Source organism: Streptomyces sp. NPDC006332 (genome assembly GCF_040612855.1).
GTDB lineage: Bacteria > Actinomycetota > Actinomycetes > Streptomycetales > Streptomycetaceae > Streptomyces.
The window spans coordinates 258,384-271,947 of the sequence record NZ_JBEXRA010000002.1; the positions used below are offsets into that span (position 1 = coordinate 258,384).

A 13,564-nucleotide genomic window follows, 5' to 3' on the forward strand; every position below is an offset into this window, starting at 1 on the left:
GCGTGCGGCGGTCAGCGATCGACAGGTACTAGGACGTCCTAGTAAATTCGGTGGTATGGACGCTGACGCCATCGAGGAGGGCCGCCGACGCTGGCAGGCCCGGTACGACGCCGCGCGCAGGCGTGAGGCCGACTTCTCCACGCTCTCGGGGGATCCGGTGGAGCCGGTGTACGGGCCACGGCCCGGGGACGCGTACGACGGCTTCGAACGGATCGGCTGGCCGGGGGAGTACCCCTTCACCCGCGGCCTGTACCCGACGGGCTACCGCGGGCGCACGTGGACCATCCGGCAGTTCGCCGGGTTCGGCAACGCCGAGCAGACCAACGAGCGCTACAAGATGATCCTGGCCAACGGCGGCGGCGGGCTGTCCGTGGCCTTCGACATGCCCACCCTCATGGGGCGGGACTCCGACGATCCGCGCTCGCTGGGCGAGGTCGGGCACTGCGGCGTCGCCGTCGACTCGGCGGCCGACATGGAGGTCCTGTTCAAGGACATCCCGCTGGGTGACGTCACGACCTCCATGACCATCAGCGGCCCGGCCGTGCCGGTCTTCTGCATGTACCTCGTCGCCGCCGAACGCCAGGGCGTCGACCCGGGCGTCCTCAACGGCACCCTGCAGACCGACATCTTCAAGGAGTACATCGCCCAGAAGGAGTGGCTCTTCGAGCCCGAGCCGCACCTGCGCCTGATCGGCGACCTGATGGAGTACTGCGCGGCCGGCATCCCCGCCTACAAGCCGCTGTCCGTCTCCGGCTACCACATCCGCGAGGCCGGATCGACGGCCGCGCAGGAGCTGGCCTACACGCTCGCCGACGGCTTCGGATACGTGGAGCTCGGGCTGAGCCGCGGACTCGACGTCGATCTCTTCGCACCCGGGCTGTCCTTCTTCTTCGACGCGCACCTGGACTTCTTCGAGGAGATCGCCAAGTTCCGTGCGGCGCGCCGTATCTGGGCGCGATGGATGCGGGGCGTGTACGGGGCCCGGACCGACAAGGCGCAGTGGCTGCGCTTCCACACCCAGACCGCCGGTGTCTCGCTGACCGCGCAGCAGCCGTACAACAACGTGGTGCGGACGGCAGTGGAGGCGCTGGCCGCCGTGCTGGGCGGCACCAACTCGCTGCACACCAACGCCCTCGACGAGACCCTCGCGCTGCCCTCCCAGCAGGCCGCGGAGATCGCGCTGCGCACCCAGCAGGTGCTGATGGAGGAGACCGGGGTCGCCAACGTGGCCGATCCGCTGGGCGGTTCGTGGTTCGTCGAGCAGCTGACCGACCGGATCGAGGCGGACGCCGAGAAAATCTTCGAGCAGATCAAGGAGCGGGGGCTGCGCGCCCACCCGGACGGACAGCACCCGATCGGGCCGGTCACCTCCGGGATCCTGCGCGGGATCGAGGACGGCTGGTTCACGGGCGAGATCGCCGAGTCCGCCTTCCGCTACCAGCGGGCCCTGGAGAAGGGCGAGAAGAAGGTCGTCGGTGTCAATGTGCACACCGGGTCGGTCACCGGCGACCTGGAGATCCTGCGGGTCAGTCACGAGGTGGAGCGGGAGCAGGTGCGTGCGCTGGCCGCCCGCAGGGCCGCGCGGGACGAGGCCGGTGTGCGGGCCGCGCTGGACGCGATGGTCGCCGCCGCGCGCGACGGATCCAACATGATCGAGCCGATGCTGGACGCGGTAAGGGCGGAAGCGACCCTCGGCGAGGTGTGCGGGGCGCTGCGGGACGAGTGGGGGGTGTACACGGAGCCGGCCGGGTTCTGAGACGTTCACGAGCCCGGTGCGGGGACCGCCCTAGCCCGCCGCCGTCAGCCCCAGCAGCAGTACCCGGGTGAAGTCGCGTGCCCACTCCTCGTCCGCCGGTTCGGCGCTGACCAGGGTGCGGTGGACGACCGCGCCGGCGACCATGTCGAAGATCAGGTCGATCTTGCGGGCGGTTTCCTCCGGGGTTGCCTCCGGGGGGAGTTCACCGCGCCGCTGGGCGCGCGAGCGGCCCGTCAGGACCAGGCGCTTCTGGCGGTCCACGATCGAGGCACGGACGCGTTCGCGCAGGGCGTCGTCGCGGGTCGCCTCGGCGACCACCGCCATCAGGCCGTTCCTCGCCTCCGGTCGGTCCAGGATCGCGGCCAACTGCAGGACCACACCCTCGATGTCGGCGCCGAGGCTGCCCCGGTCGGGGAGTTCCAGTTCGTCGAAGAGTTCCGCCACCGCGTCCACGACCAGTTCGTTCTTGCCGGCCCAGCGGCGGTAGAGCGTGGTCTTCGCGACGCCGGCCCGCCGCGCCACGTCGCCCAGGGTGAGCTTGGACCAGCCGAGTTCCGTCAGGGCCTGCCGGGTGGCCGCGAGGATCGCGGTGTCCGCGGTCGCGCTGCGGGGGCGTCCGGTGGCGCGCGGGGTGGCAGGGCGGCTCTGCATCCCTCGACCATAGCCCTGGGTTCGGGCGGGGTCGTGAGGGAGATCACCGGTGCCGGTTGTCCCGCAAGGACCCTGTGCCATTACGCTACGACTCGTAGCGAAACCACGGGCGTGGGGTGGGGATCCCGCGCCGGACAGCACGTGCCACGACCGGCTTTCAGAACGCTTTTCGCGCAGGCGGGAGAACGGGGGAGGATAGACGCATGCAGCCACGGAACATGTCCATGAGCGGAGTCGTCGACCTCGCCGCGGTGAAGGCGGCCCAGGAGGCCAAGGCGAAGGCGGAGCAGGCGCGCGCCGAAGCGGCCCGACAGGGCGGCGGGGCGGGCGGGCTCTCCCCGGCCGATCTCGTCATCGACGTCGATGAAGCAGGGTTCGAGCGGGATGTCCTGCAACGGTCGGCCGAGGTGCCCGTCGTCATCGACTTCTGGGCCGAGTGGTGTCAGCCCTGCAAGCAGTTGAGCCCCGTCCTGGAACGACTCGCCGTCGAGTACAACGGGCGTTTTCTGCTTGCCAAGATCGATGTCGACGCCAACCAGATGCTGATGCAGCAGTTCGGGGTCCAGGGGATCCCGGCGGTCTTCGCGGTCGTCGCCGGGCAGGCCCTGCCGCTCTTCCAGGGGGCCGCCGCCGAGGCGCAGATCCGGCAGACCCTGGACCAGTTGGTGGAGGTCGCCGAGCAGCGCTTCGGCCTGACCGGCCTGGTCGTCGACCCGGACGCCGAGCCGGGCGGCGACGCCCAGCCGGCCCAAGAGGTGCCGGCCGGCCCGTACGACTCGCTCCTCGAAGCCGCCGTACGGGCCCTGGACGCCGGGGACTTCGGCGGTGCCGTCCAGGCCTACCGGAACGTCCTGAGTGACGACCCGGCCAACAGCGAGGCGAAACTGGGTCTCGCCCAGGCCGAGTTGCTCCAGCGGGTGCAGGGCCTGGACCCGCAGCAGGTGCGCAAGGAGGCGGCCGACAGGCAGGACGACGCGCAGGCGCAGATCGCCGCCGCCGACCTGGATCTGGTGGGCGGTCACGTCGAGGACGCCTTCGGGCGGCTTATCGACACCGTGCGCCGCACGGCGGGCGACGACCGGGACACCGTACGCCGTCGGCTGCTTGAGCTGTTCGAGGTGGTGGGCGGTGACGATCCGCGGGTCGCGGCGGCGCGCAGGGCGCTCGCGCGGGCGCTGTTCTGAGCGGGGCGGCGGCCCGGTTCTGACCAGTCGCTAAACGTCACAGCTTGTGATGCCCAGGTGAAAAATTGGCCGATGGATGGCCAGGGCGGCCGCGCTTTACCAAATCTTGGTAAACGCGGCCGCTGTTACTGGCAGTAAGACGGCGCCGAGGATCTGTCGGTTTCTGTCCACCGATCAATGACTTTGTCCAGGCCTCTGGTGACACCCTGCGTCGCCGACCGAGACCAGTGGGTCGTTGTTCGGTTATACGGCCGTTACTAGCGAGTAACGAACCCCCTTGCCTCAGCGCCGAGAATGCACCACGATCGGCGACGCTCGGTCCATTCCCGTACCCCGGCAGCCGGTTGGGTCAACGGGATTCCCTGGATCCCCACCGAGCGGAGTCGGCGGCAGTGACGTCGGCTCCAGGACAGGGGGGTCTTCGCCCACTGGGTGAAGCCTGTCCAGCAGGGTTGTGCGTGATGCGTGTTCAGGCGCGACCAGTGGTTGTCGCTCGGGGGTGATCGCCGGTGATTCGGGCGCGGTAAGAGCCTCCGAGTGCGGGCGCTCCCCTTCCCGAGGACGTAGCACTTCTCCCATCCCTGCCCGGCTGAGCCGTCGAGTCGAAGGGGCAGCCAGGGTCAGGAGATGTACGTCCGAGAAGGAGGAAATATGGAGTCCCAGGTGCGTGGCGGGACGAGATGGAAGCGGTTCGCTGTGGTGATGGTGCCCAGCGTCGCCGCCACGGCGTGTATAGGTCTCGCCCTCGCGAACAACGCCCTCGCGGCGTCGTTCAGCGTGTCGGGGCAGTCGTTCAAGGTCACGGCCGACAAGCTGGTCGGTACGGGCTTCTCGCAGTACGGGGCCATTGACTCGGGGTACACCCTCGACGGCAAGAAGACGGCTCACCCCGTCGCGGTCTCGGCCTTCAAGCAGGCCTCGATCACGAACATGTGCCAGTCCGTGGTCACGCCCGACATCCCGCTGCTCGGATCGGTCAGCCTGATCCTGAAGGCGGGCGGCGGCAGCACGCCGGTACAGGCCGACAACCTGTACATCGACGTCGAGGACCTCCAGGCCGATGCCACGTTCGAGAACATCGACATCGGTGTGGCGGGCAAGGACCTCAACAAGGGTCCCGGCATCAAGAGCGGTGACACCGCCAACCCGTTCGGCTTCGCGCAGCAGGCCGAGAGGGCCACGCTGACCGACGTGAAGCAGACGGCGTGGGCGACCACCGCCGGTACGTTCAAGCTCAGCGGCCTGAAGATGTCGCTGTCCAAGGGCGTCAAGGAGTGCTACTAGGCACTCGCGATGGGCGGGGGAGCCACCGGCACCCCCGCCCGTCCACTCTCGTCCCGCAGTAACCACTCACCACAGCAACGCCGTTCCAGGGAGCTGTTTTCCATGAGCGCCGAAACTCCTGCCGCGCCCGGCCGCGATGAGCACTACCTCTCGGTCTTCCGGCGGAACTTCCGCGCCTGGCGGGGTACTCGGCCGTTCTGGGCCGGTCTGTTCGTCACGCTCGCCGGCTTCCCCATCCTTTACTTCCCGTACGCGAACCTCCAGTTGGGTCACGTCACGCTGGCCATGGCCACCACCGCGGGTGCCGGCTCCCTGATCATCGGTGTGCTGCTCTTCGTCCTGGGTCTCAGCCTCTGGTTCCAGAAGCACGTCCGCACCTTCGCGGGCGTCGCGGCGATTCTGCTGGGCCTGGTGTCCCTCCCGGTGTCCAACTTCGGCGGCTTCGTCATCGGCTTCCTCCTCGCCCTCGTCGGCGGAGCGATGGCCGTGTCGTGGGTACCGGGCCAGCCGCCCGTGTCGCAGCCGCCCGGGGTCCCCGCGAGCGCGGGCGGTACCCCCGAGGGCGCGGTACCGGGTGTCGCGTTCACCAAGGACACGGCGGCGACGGACTCCGACACCACGGTCCTCAGGCCGGTGGACGGGACGGACGGGCCGAACGATCTGTCAGGAACGATCCCGGTCAACGGGGCGAACGGGAGGCACAGTGCCGGCTGACGAGGTGACCCACGGGACTGACGTGGAGGCGTCCCGTGTGAGAACCGGGCCGCGCCACGCGGCACCCAAGAAGCCGCTGTTCACCAGGTTCCACGTGCCGGCCGGCAAGGCGATAGCCCTGGCGGCGATGCCGACCGCGGTCCTCATGGGGATGGGATTCACGCCGACCCTCGCGCTCGCCGACGACCAGCCGGCGTCCAAGAGCCTGACGGCCGACGAGTACAAGGACTGCCTCACGGCGCTGGAGGACGGCGCGTCGCCGTCGGCCAGTCCGTCGCCGTCCGCCTCGGCGAGCGGCGACGACGCCAAGGACCCGTCCGCGGACGGCTCCTCGGACTCCTCGGACAAGGGCGACTCGGCCGAGCCGGACCCGTCCGCGTCCTCGGGCGGCTCCTCTTCGTCGGATTCAGGTTCCGACGACAAGACCGACCCGGCGCCGTCCCCCTCGGCCTCGTCGAGCGAGGAGAGCGACTCGGCGTCCGACGCCGCGAGCCCCTCGCCCTCCGAGAGCGGCGGCGGCCTGCTGGACGGCATCGGCGACGCGATCGGCGGGATCCTCACCGGCGACACCAAGGCGACGGACAGCGCGAGCCCCACGCCGTCGGCCACCCCGTCCGCCTCCGCGAGCCCGGACAGCTCGGGCGACGGCTCCGACAGCGGGGCGGGCACCGGCAAGGACACCTCCGGCTCCCTCACGGACACCACCAAGAAGCTCACCGACACGGTGGGCGGCACCGTGAAGGACACGACCGACGGCGCCTCCAAGACGGTCGAGGACACCGCCAAGGCCGTCGAGAAGGCAGCCGGGGACGCCGCCGACGGGGCCACCGCCTCGCCAGGCCCGTCCGCGGGCTCCGGCACGAACGCGGACGACTGCCCGGCCGCCACGGACGAGGAGGGCGGCCAGGACGAGGTGGTGCTGCCCGACAACCCCTGGTACCTCGACGCCAGTTCGCTGCTGCTGAGGAAGTGCGACTACAAGGGCGTCGTCACGGTGAAGACGGCCAGTGGCCAGAGCAAGAAGGTGCTGAAGTACGTCGTCTCCGGCGGAATCGACATCGGTGATCTGCACCAGACGGTGTACGACAAGCAGTCCGGCAAGACCCACCACGTGCAGGCGGCCAAGGGTTCGATGTCCACGTTCCGTGGCGGCAAGACGGTGATGTACACGGAGAGCATCTCCGGCAAGCTGTTCGGCCTGATACCGATGACGTTCAGCCCGGACAGTCCGCCGCCGCTCAACATCCCAGAGATCTACTTCACCGATGTGAAGGTCGTCCAGGCCGGTCAGGCCGGCGGGACCCTGCACATCCCCGGGTTGCACAACTACCTGACCGGCTGAGCGCCCGTGTAAGCCCGTTCGGGAGCCGCGCACAGAACTGAGGGCGCCCCCTTACCAGGGGGCGCCCTCAGTGGCGTACAGGCCGCGGGAAGCGCGTTGCCTGCCGCGGCCGTGACTCAGGGACTTCGGGTGGCGCGCAGGGTGGCGATGAAGTCGAGGGCGAGGGCCGCCACCTCTTCCTGGCGGTCCTGGAGATAGAAGTGCCCGCCGGGCAGCACCCGTACGTCGCAGCCGACGGTGGTGTGCTCCGCCCAGGAGCCGGCCGTCTCCGGTGTCACTAGGGGGTCCCGGTCGCCGATCACCACTCTGACGGGGCAGCCCATCCGCTGTCCGCGCGGGTGGACGTACGTCTCCAGTGCCTCGTGGTCGACGCGCATCGGTGGCAGCGTCAGCCTCATCAGGTCCTCCTGCGCGAGGACCCGCGGGTCGGTGCCCGCCACCGTTCGGGGCACCCGGCTGAGCACGAGTCCTGGAAACAGGATTCACTCCCGCTCAGTCTTTAGGAACGGTGGAAGCACCTGATCCAGCTTTTCGGACCGTGGTGTGTGGGCTCAGTGTTCGGCAACGAGTTCCTCCGAGACCTCCCACAGCTCCGCCGCGAGGGTGGTGTCGTGCGACTGCCGGGAGCTGGCGCGCCGTCGGCGCCCCGAGAAGTAGGTCCCGGTGACCTCGGCGACGTCGGGGGACGTGGCCAGCCAGGCCAGGTCGCCGCCGGAGCGGGCCACGGTGCGGGTGCCCGGCAGGGTCCGGACGAGGAGCGGGGCCGTCGTGTGGTAGATCCGCTGCGTCCAGGCCGGCCAGTCCCGGTCGAGTCCGGTCTCCGGCATCAGGCCAGGGTCGAAGGCGTTGACGGTGATCCCGCGGCCGGCGAGGCGGGGGGCCAGCTCGTACGTCAGGAAGAGATTGGCGAGCTTCGAGGTGGCGTAGCGGACGCGGCCCGCCTTGGCCGATCCGCCCAGCTCGGTCTGTGCCGGGTCTGCCAGCGCCCTGGGGTGCTGCCAGTGCGGAGCGGGGAAGCCCATCGACTTGAGGGGGCCCTGGTGCACCTCGCTGGAGACCAGCACGATCCGGCCCGGCGCCGCGATGTGGTCGGCGAGCAGTCGGATGAGGAGGAAGTGCCCCAAGTGGTTGGTGGCGAAGGTCAGTTCGTGTCCGTCGGTCGACTTCCGCACCCCGTTGACGACCTGGACGCCCGCGTTGCACACCAGTCCGTGCAGCGGCGGCCGGCTGGTGTCCGCCAGCAGTTTCCCGGCCGCCGTACGGACCGAGTCCAGCGAGGCGAGGTCGAGTTCGAGCACCTCCAGACCGGCGCCGGGAGTGCGGGCCCGGATGCGGTCGGCCGCCGCTAGGCCGCGCTCGGCGCTGCGGCAGGCGAGGATCACATGGTGACCGGCGGCGGCCAGATGTCCGGCGGTGATCTCCCCCAGCCCCGCGGACGCGCCGGTGACGATGATGGAGGTGGTCACAGTGGCATTCCTCTGGTCGCGACGGGAGTTGGCGCCTCGGATGATCCGTGGATCACTGTGTCACGCAGGCACCCGTCGCCAGAAGTCGCCCTGTGCGGTCGCCCAATTCACCTTCACCCGCGGCCTGCCCGCCGTGCGGCCCTGGTGAAACGAAAGGCCGAGGACCGGAAACGGAACGGCAGCCGTTCCGCCAGTCCTCGGCCTGTTGGGGCAACGCCCACTCAGACGCCCGAGCCCCCGCCGAGGTGGTGCACCCGCAGCATGTTGGTGGTGCCGGCGACGCCGGGGGGCGAGCCCGCGGTGATGATGCAGATGTCGCCCGGGTTGAAGCGGTTGAGCTTGGCGATCTCCTGGTCGACCAGGTCGACCATCTCGTCGGTGCTGTTCACGAACGGCACGACGTGCGGCTCCACGCCCCAGCTGAGCGCCAGCTGGTTGCGGGTGGACTCGTCGGTGGTGAACGCGATGATCGGCTGGACCGCGCGGTAGCGCGAGAGGCGGCGGGCGGTGTCGCCGGACTGGGTGAAGGCCACCAGACCGCGGCCGCCGAGGAAGTCGGCGATCTCGCAGGCGGCGCGGGCCACCGAACCGCCCTGCGTGCGCGGCTTCTTGCCCGGGACCAGCGGCTGCAGGCCCTTGGACATCAGCTCCTGCTCGGCCGCGGCGACGATCTTCGACATCGTCTTCACGGTCTCTATCGGGTACGCGCCCACGCTCGACTCGGCGGACAGCATGACCGCGTCGGCGCCGTCCAGGATCGCGTTGGCCACGTCGGAGGCCTCGGCGCGGGTCGGACGGGAGTTGGTGATCATCGACTCCATCATCTGGGTCGCCACGATCACCGGCTTGGCGTTGCGCCGGCACAGCTCGATCAGGCGCTTCTGCACCATGGGGACCTTCTCGAGCGGGTACTCGACGGCCAGGTCGCCACGGGCGACCATCACGCCGTCGAACGCCATCACGACGTCCTCCATGTTCTCCACCGCCTGCGGCTTCTCCACCTTGGCGATGACGGGGACCCGGCGGCCCTCCTCGTCCATGACCTTGTGCACGTCCGCGACGTCCGAGGCGTCCCGGACGAAGGACAGCGCGACCAGGTCGCAGCCCATGCGCAGCGCGAAGCGCAGGTCCTCGATGTCCTTCTCGGACAGCGCCGGGACGTTCACGGCCGCGCCGGGCAGGTTGATGCCCTTGTGGTCGGAGACGACACCGCCCTCGATCACCATCGTCCTGACCTTGGGGCCCTCGACCTCGGTGACCTTCAGCTCGACGTTGCCGTCGTTGATCAGGATCTGGTCGCCCCGGGTCACGTCACCGGGCAGGCCCTTGTAGGTCGTTCCGCAGATCTGCTTGTCCCCGGGGACGTCCTCGGTCGTGATGACGAACTCGTCACCGCGCTCCAGCTCCACCGGACCCTCGGCGAAGGTCTCCAGACGGATCTTCGGGCCCTGCAGGTCGGCGAGCACACCGATGGCCCGGCCGGTCTCCTTGGCGGCGGCACGGACGCGGTCGTACCGCCCCTGGTGCTCGGCGTGGCTGCCGTGGCTGAAGTTGAAGCGGGCCACATTCATGCCGGCGTCGATCAGCGACACGAGTTGTTCATGGGAGTCGACCGCGGGGCCGAGAGTACAGACGATTTTCGAACGGCGCATGGGGCGATCCTATCGGTTTGTTTCGCTACGGAATATTCCGTCTGGTGGAAGATACAAATGGGCGGCTCTGCGCTCAGGCGTGTTACTGCCGTGTATTGCTCAGTTGGCCACGCGGCCGAGCCGCATATTGTTACTGCCCGACCAGTGCGTAGGTCTGTGTGGCGATCTCCAGTTCTTCGTCGGTGGGGACCACCGCGACGGCGACCCGCGCGTGCCCGGGCGAGATCAGTCGCGGCTCGTCACCGCGTACGGCGTTGAGCGCGCCGTCCACGGCCAGGCCCAGCCCTTCCAGGCCCGCCACCGCAGCTTCCCGCACCGCGCTCGCGTTCTCCCCGACTCCCGCTGTGAAGGCGACCGCATCCAGGCGGCCGAGTACGGCGTAATAGGCGCCTATGTACTTCTTCAGCCGGTGAATGTAGATGTCGAAGGCCAGTAGGGCCTGTTCGTCACCCTCGTCGATCCGGCGGCGGATCTCCCGCATGTCGTTGTCCCCGCACAGACCGATCAATCCGCTCTTCTTGTTGAGAAGAGTGTCGATCTCGTCCGTGGACATTTTGCCAACGCGCATCAAATGGAAGATGACGGCCGGGTCCATGTCTCCCGAGCGCGTACCCATCACCAGTCCTTCCAAAGGCGTCAGCCCCATGGAGGTGTCCACGCACACCCCGCCCCGGACCGCCGAGGCGGACGCGCCGTTGCCCAGGTGCAGCACGATCACGTTGACGTCCTCGGGCGCCCTGCCCAGCAGCTTCGCCGTCGCCCGGGACACATAGGCGTGGCTGGTCCCGTGGAAGCCGTAGCGCCGGATCCGGTGCTCGTCGGCGGTCTTCACGTCGATCGCGTAGCGGGCGGCCGACTCCGGCATCGTGGTGTGGAAGGCGGTGTCGAAGACGGCGACCTGCGGGAGGTCGGGCCTGAGCGCCCGGGCGGTGCGGATGCCGGTGAGGTTGGCCGGGTTGTGCAGCGGGGCCACCGGGATCAGCCGCTCGATCTCGGCGAGCACGGCCTCGTCGATCACGGTCGGCTCGGTGAAGGTCTTCCCGCCGTGCACCACCCGGTGCCCGATCGCGGCCAGCTCCGGCGAGTCGAGTCCGAGCCCGTCCCTCGCGAGCTCTTCCGCGACCGCCTTCAGGGCCGCCTCGTGGTCGGCGATCGGGGCGGTCCACTCCCGGGACTCCCCGCCGCGGGCCAGCGGGGTGTGCTTGAGCCGGGAGGACTGCTCGCCGATGCGCTCGACGAGCCCCACGGCCAGTCGGCTGCTGTCCCCCATGTCGAGCAGCTGGTACTTCACCGACGAGGAACCGGAGTTGAGGACGAGGACGCGGGACGGGCTCACTGGGCGGTTGCCTTCTCGTTGGGGTGCTGGGCCTGGATCGCCGTGATGGCGACGGTGTTGACGATGTCCGAGACGAGCGCGCCCCGGGACAGGTCGTTGACCGGCTTGCGCAGGCCCTGCAGCACCGGTCCGACGGCGATCGCGCCGGCCGACCGCTGCACGGCCTTGTAGGTGTTGTTGCCGGTGTTGAGGTCCGGGAAGATCAACACGCTGGCCTGACCGGCGACTTCGGAGCCCGGCAGCTTGGTCGCCGCGACCGACGGCTCCACGGCCGCGTCGTACTGGATCGGCCCCTCGATCCGCAGGTCGGGCCGGAGCGAACGCACCAGCTCGGTCGCCTCGCGCACCTTGTCGACGTCGGCGCCCGAACCGGACGTACCCGTCGAGTACGACAACATCGCGATCCGCGGCGCCACACCGAACTGCGCGGCGGTGGACGCCGACTGGACGGCGATGTCGGCCAGCTGCTCGGCGTTCGGGTCCGGGTTCACCGCGCAGTCGCCGTAGACCAGGACCTTGTCGGCCAGGCACATGAAGAAGACGGACGAGACGATGTCCGCGTCCGGCTTCGTCTTGATGATCTCGAAGGCCGGCCTGATGGTCGCGGCCGTGGAGTGCACCGACCCCGACACCATGCCGTCGGCGAGGCCCTCCTGGACCATCAGCGTGCCGAAGTAGTTCACGTCCGAGACGACGTCGTACGCCAGCTCCACCGTGACGCCCTTGTGGGCGCGCAGGGCCGCGTACTTCCCGGCGAAGGAGTCCCGCAGCTCGCTGGTGGCCGGGTCGATCAGCTGGGCGTCGCCCAGGTCGATACCGAGGTCGGCGGCCTTCTTGCGGATCTGGTCGACCGGGCCGAGCAGGGTCAGGTCGCACACCCCGCGGCGCAGCAGCACCTCGGCCGCGTGCAGGACGCGCGGCTCGGTGCCCTCGGGCAGCACCACGCGGCGCCGGTCGGAGCGGGCCTGCTCCAGGAGCTTGTGCTCGAACATCATCGGGGTGAGCCGGCCACTGCTCGGCGCGGAGACCCGCCGGTTGAGGTCGGTGGTGTCGACGTACCGCTCGAAGAGGCCGAGCGCGGTCTCCGCCTTGCGCGGGGTGGCCGCGTTCAGCTTCCCCTCCAGGGAGAAGAGCTCGGCGGCGGTGGGGAAGCTGGTGCCGGTCACCGACAGGACCGGAGTGCCGGGGGCGAGGCGGGCCGCGAGGGTGAGGATGTCCTCGCCCGGCACCTCGCCCAGGGTGAGCAGTACGCCCGCTATCGGCGGGGTGCCGGCGCTGTGCGCGGCCAGCGAACCGACCACCAGGTCGGCACGGTCGCCCGGGGTGACGACCAGGCAGCCCGGCGTGAGGGCGCCGAGGAAGTTCGGCAGCATCGCCCCGCCGAACACGAAGTCCAGCGCGTCCCGGGCGAGTCCGGAGTCGTCGCCGAGGACGACCCTGGCGCCCAGGGCGTGCGCGATCTGGGCGACCGTCGGCGCGGAGAGGGCGGGTTCGTCGGGCAGGACGTGGCAGGGCACGGGGAGCCGGGAGTGGAGCTGCTCGGCGATCTTGTCCCGGTCGTCCCGGGCGACCCGGTTGGTGACCATGGCGAGGACGTCGCAGCCGAGGCCGTCGTAGGCGCGGTAGGCGTTGTGGGTCTCGGCCAGCACGGACTCGGCACTCTGGCCCCGGCCACCGACCACCGGGATCACCGACGCGCCGAACTCGTTCGCCAGCCGGGCGTTGAGCGACAGCTCGTCCGGGAACTGGGTGTCGGCGTAGTCGGTGCCCAGGACCAGGACGACGTCGTAGTCGCGGGCGACCCGGTGGAAGCGGTCCACCAGGGTCGACACCAGCTCGTCGGCGCCGCGCTCGGCCTGGAGGGCGGACGCCTCGTGGTAGTCCATGCCGTAGACCGTGGCCGGGTCCTGGGCCAGCCGGTACCGGGCGCGCAACAGCTCGAAAAGGCGGTCGGGTCCGTCGTGGACGAGGGGACGGAACACGCCCACCCGGTCGACCTGCCGGGTCAGGAGTTCCATGACCCCCAGCTCGACGACCTGGCGGCCGTCGCCACGGTCGATGCCGGTCACGTACACGCTGCGGGTCACGCGCGGTCTCCGTTCCGTCGTCGTCTTCGTTCCGTCTGCTCAGGGGGGTGTCGTGGGCCTGGGGGAAGCGGGGCCCGGGGGATCAGTGGGCT

General features: G+C 69.8%; 11 protein-coding genes. 5 read left to right on the top strand and 6 right to left on the bottom strand.

From position 1 onward, the window contains the following. Nucleotides 1–55: 55 nt before the first annotated feature. A complete protein-coding gene (locus ABZ027_RS03400) occupies nucleotides 56–1,756 on the top strand; it encodes a methylmalonyl-CoA mutase family protein (protein WP_356763882.1) in 1,701 nt (566 codons plus the stop codon). A 30-nt stretch (nucleotides 1,757–1,786) separates the two neighbouring features. Here the strand turns inward: ABZ027_RS03400 and ABZ027_RS03405 are convergent, their stop codons facing one another. After that, nucleotides 1,787–2,407 (bottom strand): TetR/AcrR family transcriptional regulator, encoded by a 621-nt coding sequence (locus ABZ027_RS03405; protein WP_356763884.1) that lies wholly within the window; start codon nucleotides 2,405–2,407, stop codon nucleotides 1,787–1,789. A gap of 203 nt (nucleotides 2,408–2,610) precedes the next feature. On the opposite strand from ABZ027_RS03405, the gene ABZ027_RS03410 reads away from it, so the two are divergent. The 4 genes from ABZ027_RS03410 to ABZ027_RS03425 all read left to right on the top strand — a co-directional run bounded on the left by ABZ027_RS03410 (nucleotide 2,611) and on the right by ABZ027_RS03425 (nucleotide 6,931). Beyond that, nucleotides 2,611–3,591 carry a tetratricopeptide repeat protein gene (locus tag ABZ027_RS03410; RefSeq protein WP_356763886.1) on the top strand — a complete coding sequence of 327 codons (981 nt, stop codon included), beginning with the start codon at nucleotides 2,611–2,613 and terminating at the stop codon, nucleotides 3,589–3,591. 651 nt (nucleotides 3,592–4,242) lie between these two features. After that, entirely contained in the window at nucleotides 4,243–4,875 is a 633-nt protein-coding gene (locus ABZ027_RS03415; RefSeq protein WP_356763888.1) for a DUF6230 family protein, read from the top strand. A 102-nt stretch (nucleotides 4,876–4,977) separates the two neighbouring features. Beyond that, nucleotides 4,978–5,589: a DUF6114 domain-containing protein gene (locus tag ABZ027_RS03420; protein ID WP_356763890.1), complete on the top strand. Its 612-nt coding sequence runs from the start codon at nucleotides 4,978–4,980 to the stop codon at nucleotides 5,587–5,589. Continuing rightward, on the top strand, nucleotides 5,579–6,931 hold the full coding sequence (locus ABZ027_RS03425) for a hypothetical protein (protein WP_356763892.1): 1,353 nt from the start codon (nucleotides 5,579–5,581) through the stop codon (nucleotides 6,929–6,931). The genes ABZ027_RS03420 and ABZ027_RS03425 overlap by 11 nt, the downstream gene beginning before the upstream one ends. Nucleotides 6,932–7,047: 116 nt before the next feature. On the opposite strand, the gene ABZ027_RS03430 is transcribed toward ABZ027_RS03425, so the two are convergent. The 5 genes from ABZ027_RS03430 to pta all read right to left on the bottom strand — a co-directional run bounded on the left by ABZ027_RS03430 (nucleotide 7,048) and on the right by pta (nucleotide 13,472). Continuing rightward, a complete protein-coding gene (locus ABZ027_RS03430; RefSeq protein ID WP_356763894.1) occupies nucleotides 7,048–7,383 on the bottom strand; it encodes a thioesterase domain-containing protein in 336 nt (111 codons plus the stop codon). Nucleotides 7,384–7,482: 99 nt separating this feature from the next. Further along, nucleotides 7,483–8,397 carry an SDR family NAD(P)-dependent oxidoreductase gene (locus ABZ027_RS03435; RefSeq protein ID WP_356763896.1) on the bottom strand — a complete coding sequence of 305 codons (915 nt, stop codon included), beginning with the start codon at nucleotides 8,395–8,397 and terminating at the stop codon, nucleotides 7,483–7,485. 221 nt (nucleotides 8,398–8,618) lie between these two features. Next, nucleotides 8,619–10,049 carry a pyruvate kinase gene (gene pyk / locus ABZ027_RS03440; RefSeq protein WP_356763898.1) on the bottom strand — a complete coding sequence of 477 codons (1,431 nt, stop codon included), beginning with the start codon at nucleotides 10,047–10,049 and terminating at the stop codon, nucleotides 8,619–8,621. 130 nt (nucleotides 10,050–10,179) lie between these two features. Further along, nucleotides 10,180–11,385 (bottom strand): acetate kinase, encoded by a 1,206-nt coding sequence (locus ABZ027_RS03445; RefSeq protein ID WP_356763900.1) that lies wholly within the window; start codon nucleotides 11,383–11,385, stop codon nucleotides 10,180–10,182. Beyond that, nucleotides 11,382–13,472, bottom strand: coding sequence for a phosphate acetyltransferase (pta, locus tag ABZ027_RS03450; RefSeq protein ID WP_356763902.1), 2,091 nt, complete (start codon nucleotides 13,470–13,472; stop codon nucleotides 11,382–11,384). The genes ABZ027_RS03445 and pta overlap by 4 nt, the downstream gene beginning before the upstream one ends. Between the last annotated feature and the right edge of the window lie 92 nt (nucleotides 13,473–13,564).